Annotated in this window: 13 protein-coding genes; 4 read left to right on the plus strand and 9 right to left on the minus strand. The window is 63.5% G+C overall.

The features are described 5' to 3' along the window. From VFB05_RS12960 to VFB05_RS32165, 4 genes are all read left to right on the plus strand, one after another. The coding region (locus tag VFB05_RS12960) for a transglycosylase domain-containing protein (protein ID WP_325012925.1) at positions 1 to 1,085 on the plus strand (1,085 nt) is incomplete at its 5' end. 12 nt (positions 1,086 to 1,097) lie between these two features. Next, the gene (locus VFB05_RS12965) at positions 1,098 to 1,676 is read left to right on the plus strand and encodes a DUF1214 domain-containing protein (RefSeq protein ID WP_325012927.1); all 579 of its coding nucleotides are present in this window, start codon (positions 1,098 to 1,100) and stop codon (positions 1,674 to 1,676) included. After that, a complete protein-coding gene (locus VFB05_RS12970; RefSeq protein ID WP_325012930.1) occupies positions 1,673 to 2,266 on the plus strand; it encodes a DUF1254 domain-containing protein in 594 nt (197 codons plus the stop codon). Before VFB05_RS12965 ends, VFB05_RS12970 begins: the two co-directional genes overlap by 4 nt. Positions 2,267 to 2,403: 137 nt before the next feature. Next, a complete protein-coding gene (locus tag VFB05_RS32165; protein WP_414643194.1) occupies positions 2,404 to 2,511 on the plus strand; it encodes a 4Fe-4S binding protein in 108 nt (35 codons plus the stop codon). Between the two features lie 64 nt (positions 2,512 to 2,575). Here VFB05_RS32165 and VFB05_RS12975 read toward each other — a convergent pair whose 3' ends face one another. The 9 genes from VFB05_RS12975 to kdpB form a co-directional block, all read right to left on the minus strand. Beyond that, positions 2,576 to 3,316, minus strand: a complete 741-nt coding sequence (locus VFB05_RS12975; RefSeq protein ID WP_325012933.1) for a hypothetical protein — start codon at positions 3,314 to 3,316, stop codon at positions 2,576 to 2,578. 101 nt (positions 3,317 to 3,417) lie between these two features. Beyond that, complete coding sequence (locus VFB05_RS12980) at positions 3,418 to 4,179, minus strand: hypothetical protein (protein WP_325012935.1); 762 nt, start codon at positions 4,177 to 4,179, stop codon at positions 3,418 to 3,420. A gap of 112 nt (positions 4,180 to 4,291) precedes the next feature. Continuing rightward, positions 4,292 to 4,480 carry a hypothetical protein gene (locus tag VFB05_RS12985; RefSeq protein WP_325012937.1) on the minus strand — a complete coding sequence of 63 codons (189 nt, stop codon included), beginning with the start codon at positions 4,478 to 4,480 and terminating at the stop codon, positions 4,292 to 4,294. Between the two features lie 194 nt (positions 4,481 to 4,674). Then, a complete protein-coding gene (locus tag VFB05_RS12990) occupies positions 4,675 to 8,679 on the minus strand; it encodes an autotransporter domain-containing protein (RefSeq protein WP_325012939.1) in 4,005 nt (1,334 codons plus the stop codon). Between the two features lie 902 nt (positions 8,680 to 9,581). Then, positions 9,582 to 10,058 (minus strand): PTS sugar transporter subunit IIA, encoded by a 477-nt coding sequence (locus VFB05_RS12995; protein WP_325012941.1) that lies wholly within the window; start codon positions 10,056 to 10,058, stop codon positions 9,582 to 9,584. A 25-nt stretch (positions 10,059 to 10,083) separates the two neighbouring features. Beyond that, positions 10,084 to 10,773 carry a response regulator transcription factor gene (locus VFB05_RS13000; protein ID WP_325012943.1) on the minus strand — a complete coding sequence of 230 codons (690 nt, stop codon included), beginning with the start codon at positions 10,771 to 10,773 and terminating at the stop codon, positions 10,084 to 10,086. Beyond that, positions 10,770 to 13,490 carry a sensor histidine kinase KdpD gene (locus tag VFB05_RS13005; protein ID WP_325012945.1) on the minus strand — a complete coding sequence of 907 codons (2,721 nt, stop codon included), beginning with the start codon at positions 13,488 to 13,490 and terminating at the stop codon, positions 10,770 to 10,772. Before VFB05_RS13005 ends, VFB05_RS13000 begins: the two co-directional genes overlap by 4 nt. A gap of 37 nt (positions 13,491 to 13,527) precedes the next feature. After that, a complete protein-coding gene (locus VFB05_RS13010; protein WP_325012947.1) occupies positions 13,528 to 14,133 on the minus strand; it encodes a K(+)-transporting ATPase subunit C in 606 nt (201 codons plus the stop codon). A gap of 10 nt (positions 14,134 to 14,143) precedes the next feature. Continuing rightward, on the minus strand, positions 14,144 to 16,255 hold the full coding sequence (gene kdpB, locus VFB05_RS13015; RefSeq protein ID WP_325012949.1) for a potassium-transporting ATPase subunit KdpB: 2,112 nt from the start codon (positions 16,253 to 16,255) through the stop codon (positions 14,144 to 14,146). Positions 16,256 to 16,269 lie beyond the last annotated feature (14 nt).

Genomic DNA, 16,269 nt, shown 5'->3' on the forward strand with positions numbered 1-16,269 from the left:
CGTTCAAGCCCTATGTCTACACCACGGCGCTGCTCAACGGCTTCACGCCGAACTCGATCGTGATCGACGGTCCGATCTGCATCGGCAATTGGTGTCCGCAGAACTACGGCCACTCCTATTCGGGCCCGGTGACGCTGACCCAGGCGATCACCAACTCGATCAATGTGGTGCCGGTGAAGCTCTCGATCGAGCTGGGCAAGAAGGCCGGCGGCGGTCCGAAGCTCGGCCGCCAGATGATCGTGGAAACGGCACGCAAGTTCGGCATCACGGCGCCGCTGCCCGACACGCCGTCGCTGCCGATCGGCGCCGACGAGGTCACCGTGCTCGAGCATGCGGTCGCCTATGTCACCTTCCCGAACAAGGGGCTCGCGGTGACGCCGCATGCGGTGCTCGAGGTGCGCACCGGCGCGGGCGATCTGGTGTGGCGCTGGGATCGCGACGGGCCGAAGCCGCGGCGGGCGATCCCGGCCAATATCGCCGCCGACATGGCGGGCATGATGAGCCACGTGGTCAGCGAAGGCACCGCGCGCCGCGCCGCGCTCGACGGCATCCCGACCGCGGGCAAGACCGGCACCACCAACAATTATCGCGACGCCTGGTTCGTCGGTTACACCGGCAACTTCGCCTGCGCCGTCTGGTTCGGCAATGACGACTATTCGCCGACCAATCGCATGACCGGCGGCTCGCTGCCGGCGCAGACCTGGCACGAGATCATGTCGGCCGCCCATCAAGGCATCGAGATCCGCGAATTGGCCGGCGTCGGCATGGGCCAGAAGGTGCCCGCGTCCGAGAAGCCGCAAACCATGGCCAATGGCAAGGAGAAGGCGCCGGAGATCAAGCCGGGGCCGCCGCCGGTCCTGACCCGTCGCGGCGCCGAGGTCCTGGTGCAGGTGGAGAAGATGCTCGACGACGCGGCGAAGTCGATGGAGAAGACGCCGGACAAGACCTCGGCGAACGAGCCGGCCAATTCCGGCCAGACCAGATCCAGCCAGACCAAGTCCAGCCAGACCGTGTCGAGCGACCTGCCCTTCCCCGACAATCTGGCGGCGGCCTCGGGCGATGCGCCCGCCTCGCGCAAGAACTGACGTTATAAAACCGTGCGGCTGATATTTAGCACCCTCCTCGCTCTGTGCATCGCCGCCGTCGTCGGCGTCGGCACCACATGGATGACGACCACCCGCGGCACCGAGATCGGCACGCTGACCATCGGCGCCTGGACCGCGCGGCCGCGCATCGGCACCTCCGACATCGATCCCTATTCGCGCGCCACAATCACCCGCAACGGCGAGCTGCCGATCGGCACCGGCGACGGCATCGCCTTCACGGCGCGGACCGACGACCGCCACCGGCGGCTCGACGGCCGCTGCGACGTGGTGGTGAGCGGCGTGACGCCTGCGGCGCGGTTCTGGACGCTGACGCTCTATGACAGCAAGGGGCGCCTCGTCGCCAATTCGCTGCAGCGCTATGGCTTCACCAGCGAGGAAGTGGTGCGCGCGGCCGACGGCACCTTCGAGATCCACATCGCCTCGCGGGCGCGCGCCGGCAACTGGCTGCCCACCGGCGGCATCGAGCGCTATGCGCTGATGCTGCGCCTCTACGACACGCCGGTCGGGGTCGCGACCCGCTCCAAGCGCGATGCGCCGATGCCCGCGATTGCCACGGTGGGCTGCTCATGATCCGGCTCGCCTTCACCATTCTCGCCGGCGTGCTGCTTGGCCTCATCGTGCATCTGGTCAGCGTGCTGGCGCTGCCGAAGATCGCAAGCGAGGACGCCTATTCGCGGCTGACGCCCCTGAGCAAGCTCAACGCCGTCACCCAGCTGCCGGCCGCCGATCCCGGCAATACGCTGATGCCGTATCTCGACCCGGCGTTTGCGGTCGCGATCTGCCGCTACGATCTCTCGAGCGGGCCGATCCACCTCAAGGTTCCGGTCAGCCAGGCCTACACCTCGGTGTCGTTCTACACCCGCAACGAGCTCGCCTATTACGCCATCAACGACCGCTCCGCCGGCAAGAAGGTGATCGAGCTCGACCTGATGACCGAGGCGCAGCACAGTGATTTGCCGGAGGAGGAGGACGTCACCTCCGCCGACCGGCTGATCATCGATTCCCCGACCGCAACCGGCCTGATCGTGATGAAGGCCTTGGCGCCCGAACCCGGCCTGATGGCGCAGGCGCAAGCCTCGCTCGCCGCCTCGAGCTGCAGCGTGCAGGCCGACGAGCCCAAGCAAGTCGAGCCGCCGCCAAAGCCGTCCGCGCGGCGCTGACCCGGCGCGACGCGGCGATCCGCTGATCATTCTGGCCATTGCATCATCCGCCAGCTACTCTTGCGCGTGGCTCGGCAAGGAGCGCGTCCGATGGACGACATCTCGTTCGAAGCGGCGCTGGATGCGCGCGTCATGACATGGGGGAGGCCTGCATCCGCTGCGGCAAATGCGTCGAGGCCTGCCCGACCCGGGCGCCGGCCGGCATCGCAATGCGCGGAGAGCCCATGACAATTGCGGTGCGCTGAGCAAAGCATGATGGGGCCGTGATCGACATCGGCCTCGATCGGAACCAGAGCGCAGCGATCAGCCTTATCCGGTCTTGCGATAGACGCCCGTGAAGGTGACGTTCATGCCGCCGCAGCCCAGATTGTCGGCAGCAACGAGGTAGGGCCCGAGGCGCCACAGCTTGACGCGGCAGACGACGCTGTCGTCCGGCAGCTTGAGGTCGAACGGTTTTGTCGCGCCGTCGCCGTCCATGGTAAACGCCGCCATGCCGTCGGCGATGGCCACTTCGGCGCTGAAATTGCCGGCATTGACGGCGCCGCGCTTGATCCGATCAGGATCATGGCCGCCCCAGGTGGCGTCTCCCTCGATGATGATGCGGCCGTCCGGCTTCGGCCGGATGGTGATCGTCTGCTCGTCGCCGGACCGCCAGGTGCCGGCCCAGGCCGTCGATGCATTGACCTGCGCCTCCGGCGGCGGCGCGCCGAGCTGGGCACGCGGCAGGAAACCGGAGGTGGAAAGCGCCTTCGGCCCGAGACCGGTGAAGGTGGCGCACGCGTAGTCGCCGACCGTTGCCGAAACGATGACGGCATCGCCGCCAACGACAAAGGCGCGTGTCGCGCAGGTCGCGCTCGCGTTGGGGCAGCCGGCCTGTTCGCCGCCCTTGACGAAGCGCGCGCGAACGCCTGGTTTGACGATTGCGAGATAGGGGGCGACGCCGGCGTCGACCCCGAGCGTCGGCATGCCGTAACACGGCCTGTCATCGGCGAAAGCGGAAAAACACCAGCCGGCGGCGACGATGCCGGCCGCGGCTGCAATCAGGCGCACAATCTACCCCCTCGATTTAGGTTGCGGCACACGGACCGCTTCATGCCGCGACGCTATCTTCCACGAATGAGACACCACAATGACGGTCGCGCCGGTCGATCTCACCCCCGCGTCGTCAGCGGACGGCCGATCACCGGGGGCTGCGCCGTGATCGGCGGGTTCGCGGTCTGCGCGGCGAGCTCGCTGATCAGGCGGTCGGCGTCGGCGGCCATGCCGTCGGGGGCCTGCAGCACCAAGCGCTCCAGCGCCCAGCGATAGGACGAGACGCGCCGCTCCAGGCACTGCTGCACCCACTGCACGATCAGCGCATTCTCCTGCATACGGCTGACCGCGTCGGCATGCTCGCGCGGCGACAGCTCCGACATATGCGCCATCGAGGCGCTGCGCTTGCGGTCGAGATCGATCACGCGCACCGCGGTGGAGTAGAAAAATTCAAAGCGGGTGATGTCGTCACGCACGTCGTCGATCAGCTGCGCATAGCGCGAGGCATGGGTGCGATGCGGCTCGTCGATCAGCGCGCGACCATAAGCGGTGCGGTCGAATACCGGCGCCTGGCGCCAGGGCGAGGCAATCGTCGTGTAGTCGCCGAACACCGCCTTCCAGGCCGGCCGCGAATGCGGCGGTTCGATCAGCGGATAGGCGTAATCGCGCAGCTGACGCTCATTCTCGGTGAGCTGGAACTGGGACGGCACGACGCCGACGCTTGCGGTCGCTTCGCGGCCGATCCAGCTGTGCATGTCGTCGTTGCGCATGTCGTCGCGGGTGCGCCAGAAGTCGCCGCCGCTGCAGCCCGCGAGCAGGAGCGTTGCGAGCAATGCCGGCAGCGGCAGCAGCGACCTGATCGGAGAAACCGTCGCCGGCATTGCATGTCCAATCTTTTGGAGCATGATCCGGAAACGTGGATGCCGGTTTTCCGACAAGATCATGCTCAGTCCAAAAAAGCTGAAGCGCGGTGCTGCTTCAGTTTGATCGCGCTTAGCGGCGGCGCCGCCGGCGGCCGGTTGCGGTGCCCTGCTCGGGCCCGCGGTCCCCATTGGTCCCGTCGGCGTGGCGCTCGATGCGAACGACCGGCAGGATCAGGACGGTCCCGACCGTCTCCAGCGGGGCGAACTCGGTCGTTGAGCCCAGCCGCCGCGCCGCCGGAAATTCGATGATGGTCCCCATATCGGTTCTCTTCTCAAGCCAGTTCTCTGACTGCCGCCGCGGATCGTTCGTTGCGGCGATCTGGGAGCGATTAAGATCAGGACGTGGTTAACGGCATCTTAAGCGGCTCTCCGTGCGGCGCCGGGTTCCGACAAAGGCCGCGCGCGTTGCAGGCGGACAACACCGCAAGAATACCGGGTGGCCTTGCGTCGTCCTCACCAGGTCTTTCGCAGGGAGGCCTGGGCGGCGACAATCGTGCCGGAGGACGCGAACTGTCCGTCGAGCTTGCCTACGAGCGACCAGCCGCCGCGCAGGCGATAGTCGGCGCCGAGCGTTGCCAGCGCGTTGTCGGGCGCGATCTTCGCCGAGTAGGACGTGAAGCTCCCGCCGCTTGGCATGGCGACGAAGCTGACGTTGCTCACGCCGGCATTGGAGACGTCATGCGCGTACGCAACGCGGCCGAACAGTTTCACGGTCCCGTACGGCTGAGCGTAGACCTGGTCGAACCTGGCGCCGAACTCGGTCCGGTCGTCGTAGCTTCGGCGCGAATCGTAGAACAGCGAAGCTGCCGGAGCAAAGGTGCTGGATTCCGCGTAGGACGGCAGGAAGGCGGTCTGGATCTGATGGGCGAGATAGGGCGTCAGCCTGAGGCCGCCGGCCGCGTCGAGGCCGTAGCCGACCTCGTTGCGCATCGACAGCGCCGGGACAGTGAAGCTCGCCGTCTGGGCTCCGACGAAGCCGTACGCGTCGGCGCGGGTGGCTGAAACCTGGAAGGCGGAGCCTGCAAGCGCGGTCGAGAGGTAGAGCGGTCCCTGCTGATAGTGCCCGTAGAGGCCGAACTGCGCGAATTGCGCGGAGCCACCGAGCAGCCCCTGTGCCGAAAACCCGGTGCCGCCGCCGCCGACCGCCGCGCCAATGGTGAGGCCGGGCCGGGCGCGGTAGTCCACGCCAGCCGCCATGCCGTAGTATGAGCTTGAGGTCCGCGCCGTTCCGAGTGCGGTGTCGCCGGCGAGCGATCCGCCGCCGCCATAGGCCGAGCCCCAGGCGGTGTACGGGGACGCGGCGGACGCCCCCTGCCCGGGCCCAAGCGCGGCAAGCGCGCGCGCGGCCGGAGCGGCGATCTCGTCGCCGGCATAGGCGTAGGCGGCAGATGGGGCGGCGAAGGAGCCGCCGCGGCCCTCGGCGGAGGGATCGAGCATGAGCCCGAGAAAGGCGCCGCCGGCCTGGAAGGCGCCGAGCTCGAAAGCGCCCGGAGTCTGGCCTGCCAGATCGCCCAGCGCGGCGTTGAGCGGCGTGCCGGAGAGGCTCGACAGGCCTTGCAACCCTGTCGGCAGCATCCTGTTGCCAGCCATGAAACGGTTGAGCGCCGCTGCGGCGTCCAGCGCATTGAGCGAAGCAGCGGATCCCGGATTCAATGGCGTCGGCTCGAAGGTGATGTAAACGTCGTCGGCGGAGTAGCTCAGCGTTCCGGTCGTCGCGCCATAGATGACGGCCGAGGTGGCGAAGAGATTGTTGCCGCCGAGGCCACCCGCCGAATCGGTCAGGATCTTGTATTTCGTTCCGATCGAGATGCTGCTGCCCGTAGCGACAGTCACTTTGGCGCCGTTCAAGGCCGCCGATCCGCTGGTGGTGACAAGGCCGGCGGAGGACACGGTGAATGCGTCCTGAAAGATCGCCCCAGCGGCGAAGACCAGATTGCCGGAGAGGTTCATTCGCGCGGCGGCGCCGAGGCCGAGCGTCGCACCGCTCGACACTGAAAGGTTGTTCCCGTTGTTGGTGCCGTTGAGCAATGCGACACCGCTCAGCACATTGACCTGGTTGATGCCGCTGAAGCCATAGGACGGGCCGTAGCTGAAGGTGTTGCCGCCGCCGGGATTGAAGTTGATCGTATCCAACGATCCCTGGCCGACGATATTGCCGGCGATGGTGCCGCCGGCGATAGTGAGGACATCGGCCTGCGACGACAGCTTGATTGCGCCTGATATCAGCCCCGCGTTCTGGACGATGGTCACCGCGTTCGTTGCCTGGCTGGCGTCGATCGCCGCCGCCGCGCCTGAAATCGTGCCGCTGTTGACGATGAAGGAGCCAGACGCGAACGTCACGCCGCTGTCGACGGTGATGCCCGCCTGGGCTCCGCTGATCGTGCCGGCGTTGCTGACGTTGCCGACGAAGGTCGCGACAGCATTGACATAGACGCCGGTATGCGCTGCCAAGATCGTGCCCGTGTTGGTGATCCCGCCGCCGAAGGTTGAGACCCAGTCCGAGGTATTGGTCCACGCGTTGCGGCCGACGGTGATGCCGTAATAGCCCGACGAGATCGTCCCTCGATTGCTGATGCCGCCGGCGAAGGTCGAGACGTTGTTGACAAAGATGCCATAGGTGCTTGCGACGATCGCGCCGGAGTTGGCGATCCCGGGTGCAACCGTGCTGCCTGACGTGATGACACCGAAAGCCGAAACGTTTTGGATGTATATGCCCGCGGCGGCGGTGATCGTGCCGGCGTTACTTATGCCATCGGCAAAGGTCCCGTCAGAGGCCGCGAACAGACCGGCCCCGCCCGAGGCAGTGACGGTGCCGGAATTGGCCAATCCACCCATGAAGGTCGAAATGCCATTGACTACGACGCCGTAGCCGCCGGCGGAAATCGTCCCGGAATTGCTGAGGCCCCCGGTGAAGGTCGAGACACTCGTGACGTCGACTGCAGTACGCGCCGAGATCGTTCCAGCATTGCTGATGCCGCCAGCGAAGTTCGAGACGACCTTGACGTTGACGGCCCTATTCGCCGCCGAGATTGTCCCGCGGATGCCGATCCCGCCCCTGAAGGTCGAGACGCTCTGGACGACGACGCCGGTATGCGCCGACGAGATCGCGCCGCTGCTGCTGATCCCGCCGGCGAAGGTTGAAATGCCGATCAGAGCGACGCCGTGGCCACCGGAGGAAATCGTCCCGGAATTGGTGACGCCCCCGGCGAAGGTCGTGACGTCGTTGACGTTGATTCCGGTGTACGCCGTCGAGATCTTTCCGCCGTTGCTGATCCATCCGGCGAATGTGGAGACGCTTGTAACGTAGACGCCGCTATGCGCCGACGAGATCGTGCCGCTGTTGCTGATGCCGCCGGCGAATGTGGAGACATCTTGGACGAAGACGCCAAAGGTGCTCGCCACGATCGCGCCGGAGTTGGCGATGCCGGGCGAGATCGCGCCGCCGGACGTGACGACGCCAAAAGCCGAGACCTGTTGGACATTGATGCCTATGCCAGCCGTGATCGTGCCGGCGTTGGTCACGCCATCGGCGAAGCTCCCGAGAGAGAGGGCGATCAGGCCGGACCCGCCTGGGGTGGTGATGGTTCCGGAGTTGGCGATTCCGCCCGTGAAGGTCGAAACACCAAGGACGAGGACGCCGTAGTTGGTGGCGGAAATCGTCCCGGAATTGGTGAGCCCGCCAGCGAAGATCGAGATGGTCTGGACGTCGATCGCGGTCCGCGCCGATGCGATCGTCCCGCTGTTGTTGAGCCCGCCGGCGAAGGTTGAGAGGCCGTAGGCGAGCACGCCGGTGTTGGCGCCCGAGATCGTACCGCCATTGCTGATTCCCCCGCCGAAGGACGGGACACTGATGACAATGATGCCGGTGCTCACCGAGGAGATCGTGCCGCTATTGCTGACCCCGCCGCCGAACGTCGAGATGTTCGCGATCCAAATGCCGTCGTTCGCCGACGAGATATTTCCGCTATTGCTGATCCCGCCGGCAAAGGTCGAGCCATTTATGACCGCGACGCCGGTACTCGCGGCGATCGAGCCGCTGTTGGCGATCCCGCCAGCGAACGTGGAGGCATAGACATTGATGCCGGTATTCGCCGCCGAGATCGTGCCGCTGTTGCTGATCCCATTGGCGAATAGCGAGACAAGGTTGGTGAAGATGCCGCTGTTCGCCGCCGAGATCGTCCCGCCATTGCTGATGGCGCCGGCAAAGGTCGAGACCGCGTTGACGTAGACGCCGATGCCGCCTCCCGAAATCGTCCCGCTATTGCTGACGCCGCCGGCAAAGGAGGAGCAATTGGAAACCGTTTGCGCGCCGGTGGAGACGCCGGGTCCGATCGAAATCGGACCGGGGGGACAGGCCGCCGAGGCAGCCCTGTCCGCCATCACCGCCGCCGCGGAGACCGAGGCCAGCAGAAGCAGGCGGCGGCTGACGGAATGTGGCTTCGCAACGGCGACTGGCACCAAGCCCCCAAAATCGATCCGGTCCGCAACACGACTCCGTTCGGACGAGCCCTCCCTCGGCACATTCCTTCGGAGCGCAGCCGCGCAGCCGTCGACGACCGCCGTCGTCCACATTCATGTGGACGACCTCGCCTGACGACATCTGGACAAGCTGCTGCTTGCCTTACGAATACTTACGGAAAGCGCCTGTGAGGGATTCTCGTCAGCGCGTACACTCGCGGAGCGACTCTCGACACCACGTCCCGAGCTCCAGTCATTTACGCGCGGCGTGGTTAACAACCTCTTTAGCGGTTCCCTGACGGGAACAACGCGAGGTTGTTCAACGATTAGTTGTATCATGCCTCCCGCTGCCGCGACGAGAGTCGGCTGATTAGCTTCTGAGCACAGGCGAGCGGTTATTCGATCGCGGTTTCTAGGGGCCTCGCGGCCAGCTACCGGCAGAGATCCAGTTGCAGCCGGAAAAGGTCACTCCATTGGCGACGAGGCAAAAGGAGATCACTCCTTGCCATGCCCCGGACCGAGACAGCGTGGAAACACTATGCAAGAAAACACTATGCAAGAAGGAGATGCCGAACTCCTCGCACTCGCTTGCCCTATCATCCTTTGCCGCCCGGATGAAGCCCCACAGCGAGCGGTAGATGGCCGGCCCGCTCGGCGAAAATCCAACCTGTGAGGCACCAGGCGAACCTGCCGGCCGCGGGTTGGGCGGACCAAACGGCGCGCTCCACGCCAACGAAACACCGGTGGCGCATGCGATGAGGATCGCCGATAGCGCTGTCAAGGTGCCAGCCCGTGATCTAGTCGTGGACACTTCACCAAGTGGCCATGAACTTTATCTCGCGTGCCTTCCTCCGCTTTAGAAAACATCCGAAGCGGGTCTGACGAAACGGGTCAGTTACAGCTCACGGCCCAACCATCGTCTCGTAAGCTTCCAATCCATCACGTGCCTTCCGCAGCGTCGCCGCAGTGGTTGGTTTTCTGAGTTGCCGTGCAACGGCTGCAAGGGCGTTCAGCTGTTCGCTTCCGGAGGAACCCGGAAGCAGGAGAAGGAAGACAAGATCGACCGGCTCTCCGTCGATGGCGGCAAAATCGAGAGCGCGCTTTAATCGGGCCAAGACACCATAGGGTTTGCTGAGGCCGGGAATACGCGCGTGCGGGATCGCCACTCCGGAGCCCAAGCCCGTAGACCCAAGCTCCTCACGCTTTAAAATTTCGGCCGAAATCACGTCCGGATCAACCGCGACTTCCAAGGCGGCTCGCGCCGATAGATCCTTCAGGAGCTGGACCTTATCGGAGGCGCGCACGTCAAGAATGACACCGTCTTGTGACAGAAAAGCTCTAATATCCATTGCACTTCCGATGTGATCGTTCTTTGCCAAATATCCAGGTTCTAGCTAGGCAAAATCAGTCGGGCGCACGAAGGCGATAGCCGATCCCCGTTTCGGTCAAGATATATTGTGGCCTCTCCGGATCAGCTTCTATTTTCTTCCTGATCTGGCCAACGTAGACCCTCAGGTATTGGGCGTCGACGGTCTCGTCCCATAGTTCGGCGATCAGAAACTTGTGGGTGAGGACCTTGCCCGCATGCTGCACGAGAATCCGCAAGAGGTCGTACTCCTTCGGGGATAGCTTTACCTCACGATCTCCCACCTTGACGATGCGCCGCACAAGGTCGACCGAAAGTTCGCCTGTCCTGAATATTGGACGCTCCCCATGCACCTGAAGCTGGTGGCGCAATGCCATTCGGATGCGCGCGAGGAGTTCATTCATCCCGAACGGCTTGGTGATATAGTCGTCAGCACCAAGGTCGAGCGCCAATACCTTGCCAGCCTCGTCGCCGCGGCTCGACAGCACCACGATCGGGACGCGCTCATCTCGTCCCCGGATCATCCCCAAGAGATCATGGCCCTCGATATCTGGCAGGCCAAGGTCGAGGATGATCAAATCGGGCTTCTGCTCGACCAGTTTCAGAGCTGCCTTTCCGTTCGGCGCCTCAAGAACCTCATAACCCTGGGTGCCCAATCCCATGCGCAGCAGCTTTCGAATTGGCGGCTCGTCGTCCACGACCAGCACCTTAAGCGGCGCGGCACTCATGCTGCGGCATCCGTTCTTTTCGAATTGCCTGGAATAGGCAAGACAATGGTGAATACCGCCCCGCTTCTGTCGGCCCTGTTGGCAGCCGTAATCGTTCCTCCCATCACTTCCACGAACCCGCGCGAAATCGCGAGCCCGAGACCGGTACCCGCGCGCACAGTATCCGCCTTGTGGACACGATAGAACTTATCGAAGATGTGCTCGAGTTCGCCTGGCGGAATTCCATCCCCCTCATCAAGGATCTGAAGGCGAATGCTGTCGTTTTCTGACCACGCGCGGATCGCGATAGTTGTGCCAGCAGCTGCATATTTCGCAGCATTGTCGAGCAGATTGAACAGCACCTGCTCAAACAGGACAGGATCCAGTTCCAGCATTGGGAGACCTTTTGCAATCTCGATTTCGACCTTATGCTGAGCGAGAATTCTGGCAGCGCGCCTCAACGCACTACCGACAATCTCCCCTGGATCATGCAACGCGAGGCTCGGAGTGATCGCTCCCGATTCCAGCTTGGTCATATCGAGAAGATTGGCAATGAAGCGGTTGAGGCGTTCCGATTCATCAACGATCGTAGCCAGCAGATCCTCTTTCTGCGCATCATTCAGACGGACACCTACATCGCGCATCGCACTTGCAGCACCCAAGACGGCGGCAAGCGGCGTCTTGAGGTCATGGGAAATGGAGGTCAACAGGGCTGAGCGCAACCGTTCGGTCTCCACCGTCCGCTTGACACGGTCCATGTCCTCGACCAGATAAACCCGCTCGATGGCCAAGGCTGCCTGGTCCATCAAGGCGTCGAGCAGACGGCGCTCGTCAGGCGTGAGCATCGGGCCCGGCCTATCGCTGTCTATTCCGACCACGCCTATTGCGCCCCGGCCTGTTCGCATCGGCAGGAACAGCCATTTTGCGCCCGGGAGCGTATCAGACCCTCTCCCGGTAGACCGGTTGTTTTGCCAAGCCCACTTAGCCGCCGCGAGATCCCCGTCAGCCAGCATGTCTTCGGGCGGGTAGCCGGCCTTGACGGTGATAGTCTCATTCTCAGGCAAGAGGAGAACAACACGGACCCGAAGCATCAGCGCCATCTGGTACGCTGTTGCCCAGAGAACATCATCGAGCACCCCTACGCCTGCGAGTTTGCGGCTGAAGGCGTAGAGAGATTCGGTGGTGCGCGCTCGCGACATCGCGGCAACGGCCTGCGTGCGGACCCGTCCCGCCACGTTGGAAACGAGCACGGCCATGACCGCGAAGAACATGAATGCCGCTATATTGGTTGGATCGGTAATCGTGAAAGTGTAGACCGGAGGCAGAAAGAAGAAGTTGTAGCAAAGAGAGGCGGCGACGCTTGCAAGGAGTGATGGCCATAGTCCCCACCTCACCGCAACCACGACGACAGCAGTCATGAATACAAGGTCAATGTTCTCGATCCCTAGCCGGACATGAATGATTTCACCCGCTCCGAGTGCAATGGCGATGATGAGCAACGAAGCGAGATATGCGCGGGGGTCAAGCGATTCAGATATCTCTGCCGTTCGCACCGTTTTCTGCGGAATTGGGTCCGCCGTAAGCTCTTCGCCAGCAATGACGTGAACTGTGATGTTGCCTGAACGCCGAACCAGTTCGTGCACAACGGAGCCGTGCACCATCTCGAACCATCTTGAGCGGGTTGATTTGCCGATCACGATGTGGGTGATGTTATTGTTGCGGGCATATGAGAGGACGTCATCGGCGATGCGCCTTCCACCCGGTATGGTGACGGCGTCGCCGTCGAGCGCTGCCGCAAGGCGAAGCGTGTCCGCAATGCGGTCGCGCTCCCGCTCGCTCAATTGAAGACTTCGGGGACCCTCGATGTAGAGCGCCGTCCAGGGCGCATGCATCCGGTCGGCGAAGCGCTTTGTGTAGCGCACCAGGCCTGCAGCACGGGGGTCCTCACTAACGCATACGAGAATCCGATCTCCGGCTGCCCAAGGCCCCTGAATGGCGCGAGCCTGCATTTGCGATAGCAGTTGGTCGTCCACGCGATCGGCGGTGCGCCGCAACGCGAGTTCGCGCAAGGCCGTGAGATTCGCGGGCGAGAAGAAATGCTCAAGGGCGCGTTCCGCTTGTCTTGGAACGTACACTTTGCCTTCCTTGAGACGCTGAATAAGATCGTCTGGCGTTAGATCGACGAGTTCAACGTCGTCAGCTCGATCAAAGATCGAATCCGGTATGGTCTCGCGCACCCGAACGTGCGTGATTTGCGCGACGACGTCGTTCAGGCTTTCAATGTGCTGGATGTTGACCGTCGAGTAGACGCTTATGCCATGGCTCAACAATTCTTCGACGTCCAGATACCGCTTAGGATGCCGGCTCTCCGGGGCGTTGGTGTGCGCCAGCTCGTCGACAAGCACAATCTGTGGATGCCGAGCTATGATGGCATCGAGGTCCATTTCCTCGAGCCACTGACCTCTGTACTCGATCTTCCGGCGAGGCACGACCTCCAAGCCTTCCAGAAGCGCCTCAGTTTCTTTTCGCCCGTGGGTCTCGATCACGCCGACAACGATGTCGTAGCCGTCGCGCTTGCGTGCGCGCGCCTGCTGCAACATTTCGTAGGTCTTGCCAACGCCGGGCGCGGCTCCGACAAAGATCCTTAGCCGCCCGGCGCGAGGCTCTTCACGCCGGACGGCCTCCAGCAACGCTTCCGGCGATGGTCGTTGATCGGGATCGCGCCGCTGATCTGCCATCTGACAAAGAGTGAGTCCTTAAAGTTGCGGTCACCGTTCAGCCGGTCCCGAGCTGGTCCAGCGCCAGATTAAGAAGAAGGACGTTGACGCGCGGCTCGCCCAGCATTCCGAGCGTGCGGCCCTCGACATGTTCGTCAACGAGCTGACGCAGCTTAGCTTCCGGTATGTTCCGCGCCTTGGCAACCCGTGGCACCTGGAAGAGCGCGGCTTCTGGTGAGATGTTGGGGTCAAGTCCGCTGCCGGATGTCGTCACCAGATCGACCGGCACCGGCTGGGACGGATTCTCCGACTTCAATTTGTCGACGTCCTCCTTCATGCGGTCGGCCAGCGGCTTGCTGGTCGGGCCAAGATTGGAGCCGCCCGAATTGGCCGCATTGTATGGTGCCGAAACTGTCTTCGTCGAATCATTCGGGTCCGGCGCCGTCGTCGCGGACGGCCGGCCGTGGAAATATTTGTCGTCCTTGAACTCCTGTCCAATCAGGGCGGAACCGACGACCTTGCCATCCCTCTCGATCAGGCTGCCTTGTGCCTGCTTCGGGAAGAGCACTTCGGCAATCCCGGTCATCGCCAGCGGATAGGCGAGCCCCGTGATCGCTGTAAGGCCGACCAGAAGAACAATGGCGGGACGAATCTCTCTCAACATGACTGTCTCCTCAGGCGAGGTGCAAGGCGGCGACCGCGAGGTCGATCACCTTGATGCCGATAAACGGAATGATGATGCCGCCGAGACCATAGATAAGCAGGTTGCGGCGGAGCAGCGCGCCCGCGCCGACGGCGCGATAGGCCACGCCCTTCAGCGCCAGCGGGATAAGCGCGATGATGATCAGCGCATTGAAGATGATCGCCGACAGGATCGCGCTTTGCGGGCTCGTCAGGTGCATGACGTTGAGCACGCTGAGCTGCGGGTAGAACGCCAGGAACATGGCGGGAATGATGGCGAAATATTTTGCCACGTCGTTGGCGATCGAGAACGTGGTCAGGGCGCCGCGTGTCATCAAGAGCTGCTTGCCGATCTCGACGACTTCGATCAGCTTGGTCGGGTTGGAGTCGAGATCGACCATGTTGCCGGCTTCGCGCGCCGCCTGAGTGCCGGTATTCATGGCGACGCCTACATCAGCCTGCGCCAAGGCCGGCGCATCGTTGGTGCCGTCGCCGCACATCGCCACCAGCTTGCCCTTGGCCTGCTCGTCACGGATCAGCTTCAACTTGTCTTCAGGCGTCGCCTGCGCCAGGAAGTCGTCGACGCCTGCCTCGGCCGCGATCGCCGCTGCGGTCATCGGGTTGTCGCCAGTGATCATGATCGTGCGGATGCCCATGCGGCGCAGTTCGGCAAAGCGCTCGCGGATGCCGCCCTTGACGATGTCCTTGAGCTGCACGACGCCGAGGAGCCGGCCGTCTTTCGCGACCGCAAGCGGTGTTCCGCCGGATTTGGCGATTTCGTCAGAGATGGTCTGAATCTCGCGAGCCGTTTCCGACTGCGCGGCAGGGACCGCTCGCACCACATTGCCGGAAGCGACGGCCTGCGCCCCACCCGTGACGTAGTTAAGAATCGCATCGACCGCGCCTTTGCGCACCGACGATCCGCCGGCATCGACACCGCTCATGCGAGTCTGCGCGGTAAAGGGGACGAATGTGGCGCCGAGGTCGCCCATGTCGCGGCCACGAATGCCGTACTTCTCCTTGGCGAGCACGACGATCGAGCGGCCTTCGGGCGTTTCGTCCGCAAGCGAAGCGAGCTGCGCAGCATCCGCAAGCTCCTGCTCGCTCACGCCGCGCACCGGCCGGAACGCAGTCGCCTGCCGATTGCCAAGCGTGATGGTCCCGGTCTTGTCCAAGAGCAGCGTATCGACATCGCCGGCGGCTTCGACCGCTCGGCCGGACATCGCCAGCACATTGAACCGAACCAGGCGATCCATGCCGGCAATGCCGATCGCTGACAGCAGCGCACCGATTGTGGTGGGAATCAGCGTCACGAAGAGCGCCACCAGGATCACGACCGGAATCGAGCCGCCGGCATAGGTCGCGTAGCTTGGAATCGTGACGGTCGCGAACACGAAAATGATGGTGAGGCCTGCGAGCAGAATGTTCAGTGCGATCTCGTTCGGCGTCTTCTGCCGCTCGGCACCCTCGACCAGGCGGATCATGCGGTCAATGAAGGTAGAGCCCTGCTCGGCAGTGATACGGACGCGGATCCAGTCCGACAGCACCTGCGTGCCGCCGGTCACGGCCGAACGGTCGCCGCCGGACTCTCGGATCACGGGCGCTGATTCGCCTGTGATTGCAGCTTCATTCACCGAGGCAACACCCTCGATCACCTCGCCATCAGAAGGAATCGTATCCCCGGCCTCGACCAGGACGATATCGCCAACCTTGAGGCCGGTGCCTGGTACAAGCTTGTAATTTCTACCGGAGCCGGTGAGCAGCTTGGCCTGGCTTTCGGTGCGCGTCTTGCGCAATGTCTCTGCCTGCGCCTTGCCGCGACCTTCGGCCACGGCTTCGGCGAAGTTGGCAAACACCACTGTGAACCACAGCCAGACAATGATCTGGAAGGTGAAGCCGAGGCCGGCCCCGCCGGTCACAACGTCGCGCAGGAAGATCACGGTGGTCAGCGCCGCCACGATCTCGACCACGAACATCACGGGGTTCTTGATCATCGCCCGCGGATCAAGCTTGGCGAAAGCTGCGCCGATCGCCGGCATCACGATCTTCGGATCCAGCATCGTGGCCACCGGCATCCGCTTGTTCATCTTAGCAACAGGTTCCATGGAGATAGCTCCGA

Source organism: Bradyrhizobium sp., assembly GCF_035652035.1.
GTDB lineage: Bacteria > Pseudomonadota > Alphaproteobacteria > Rhizobiales > Xanthobacteraceae > Bradyrhizobium.

Bases quoted from the DNA above. Each gene is read 5' to 3' on its own strand.
- kdpB (WP_325012949.1), bottom strand. From the start codon at position 16,255: ATGGAACCTGTTGCTAAGATGAACAAGCGGATGCCGGTGGCCACGATG.
- VFB05_RS13000 (WP_325012943.1), bottom strand. From the start codon at position 10,773: ATGAGTGCCGCGCCGCTTAAGGTGCTGGTCGTGGACGACGAGCCGCCA.
- VFB05_RS13010 (WP_325012947.1), bottom strand. From the start codon at position 14,133: ATGTTGAGAGAGATTCGTCCCGCCATTGTTCTTCTGGTCGGCCTTACA.
- VFB05_RS12985 (WP_325012937.1), bottom strand. From the start codon at position 4,480: ATGGGGACCATCATCGAATTTCCGGCGGCGCGGCGGCTGGGCTCAACG.
- VFB05_RS12970 (WP_325012930.1), top strand. From the start codon at position 1,673: ATGATCCGGCTCGCCTTCACCATTCTCGCCGGCGTGCTGCTTGGCCTC.
- VFB05_RS32165 (WP_414643194.1), top strand. From the start codon at position 2,404: ATGGGGGAGGCCTGCATCCGCTGCGGCAAATGCGTCGAGGCCTGCCCG.
- VFB05_RS12980 (WP_325012935.1), bottom strand. From the start codon at position 4,179: ATGCCGGCGACGGTTTCTCCGATCAGGTCGCTGCTGCCGCTGCCGGCA.
- VFB05_RS13005 (WP_325012945.1), bottom strand. From the start codon at position 13,490: ATGGCAGATCAGCGGCGCGATCCCGATCAACGACCATCGCCGGAAGCG.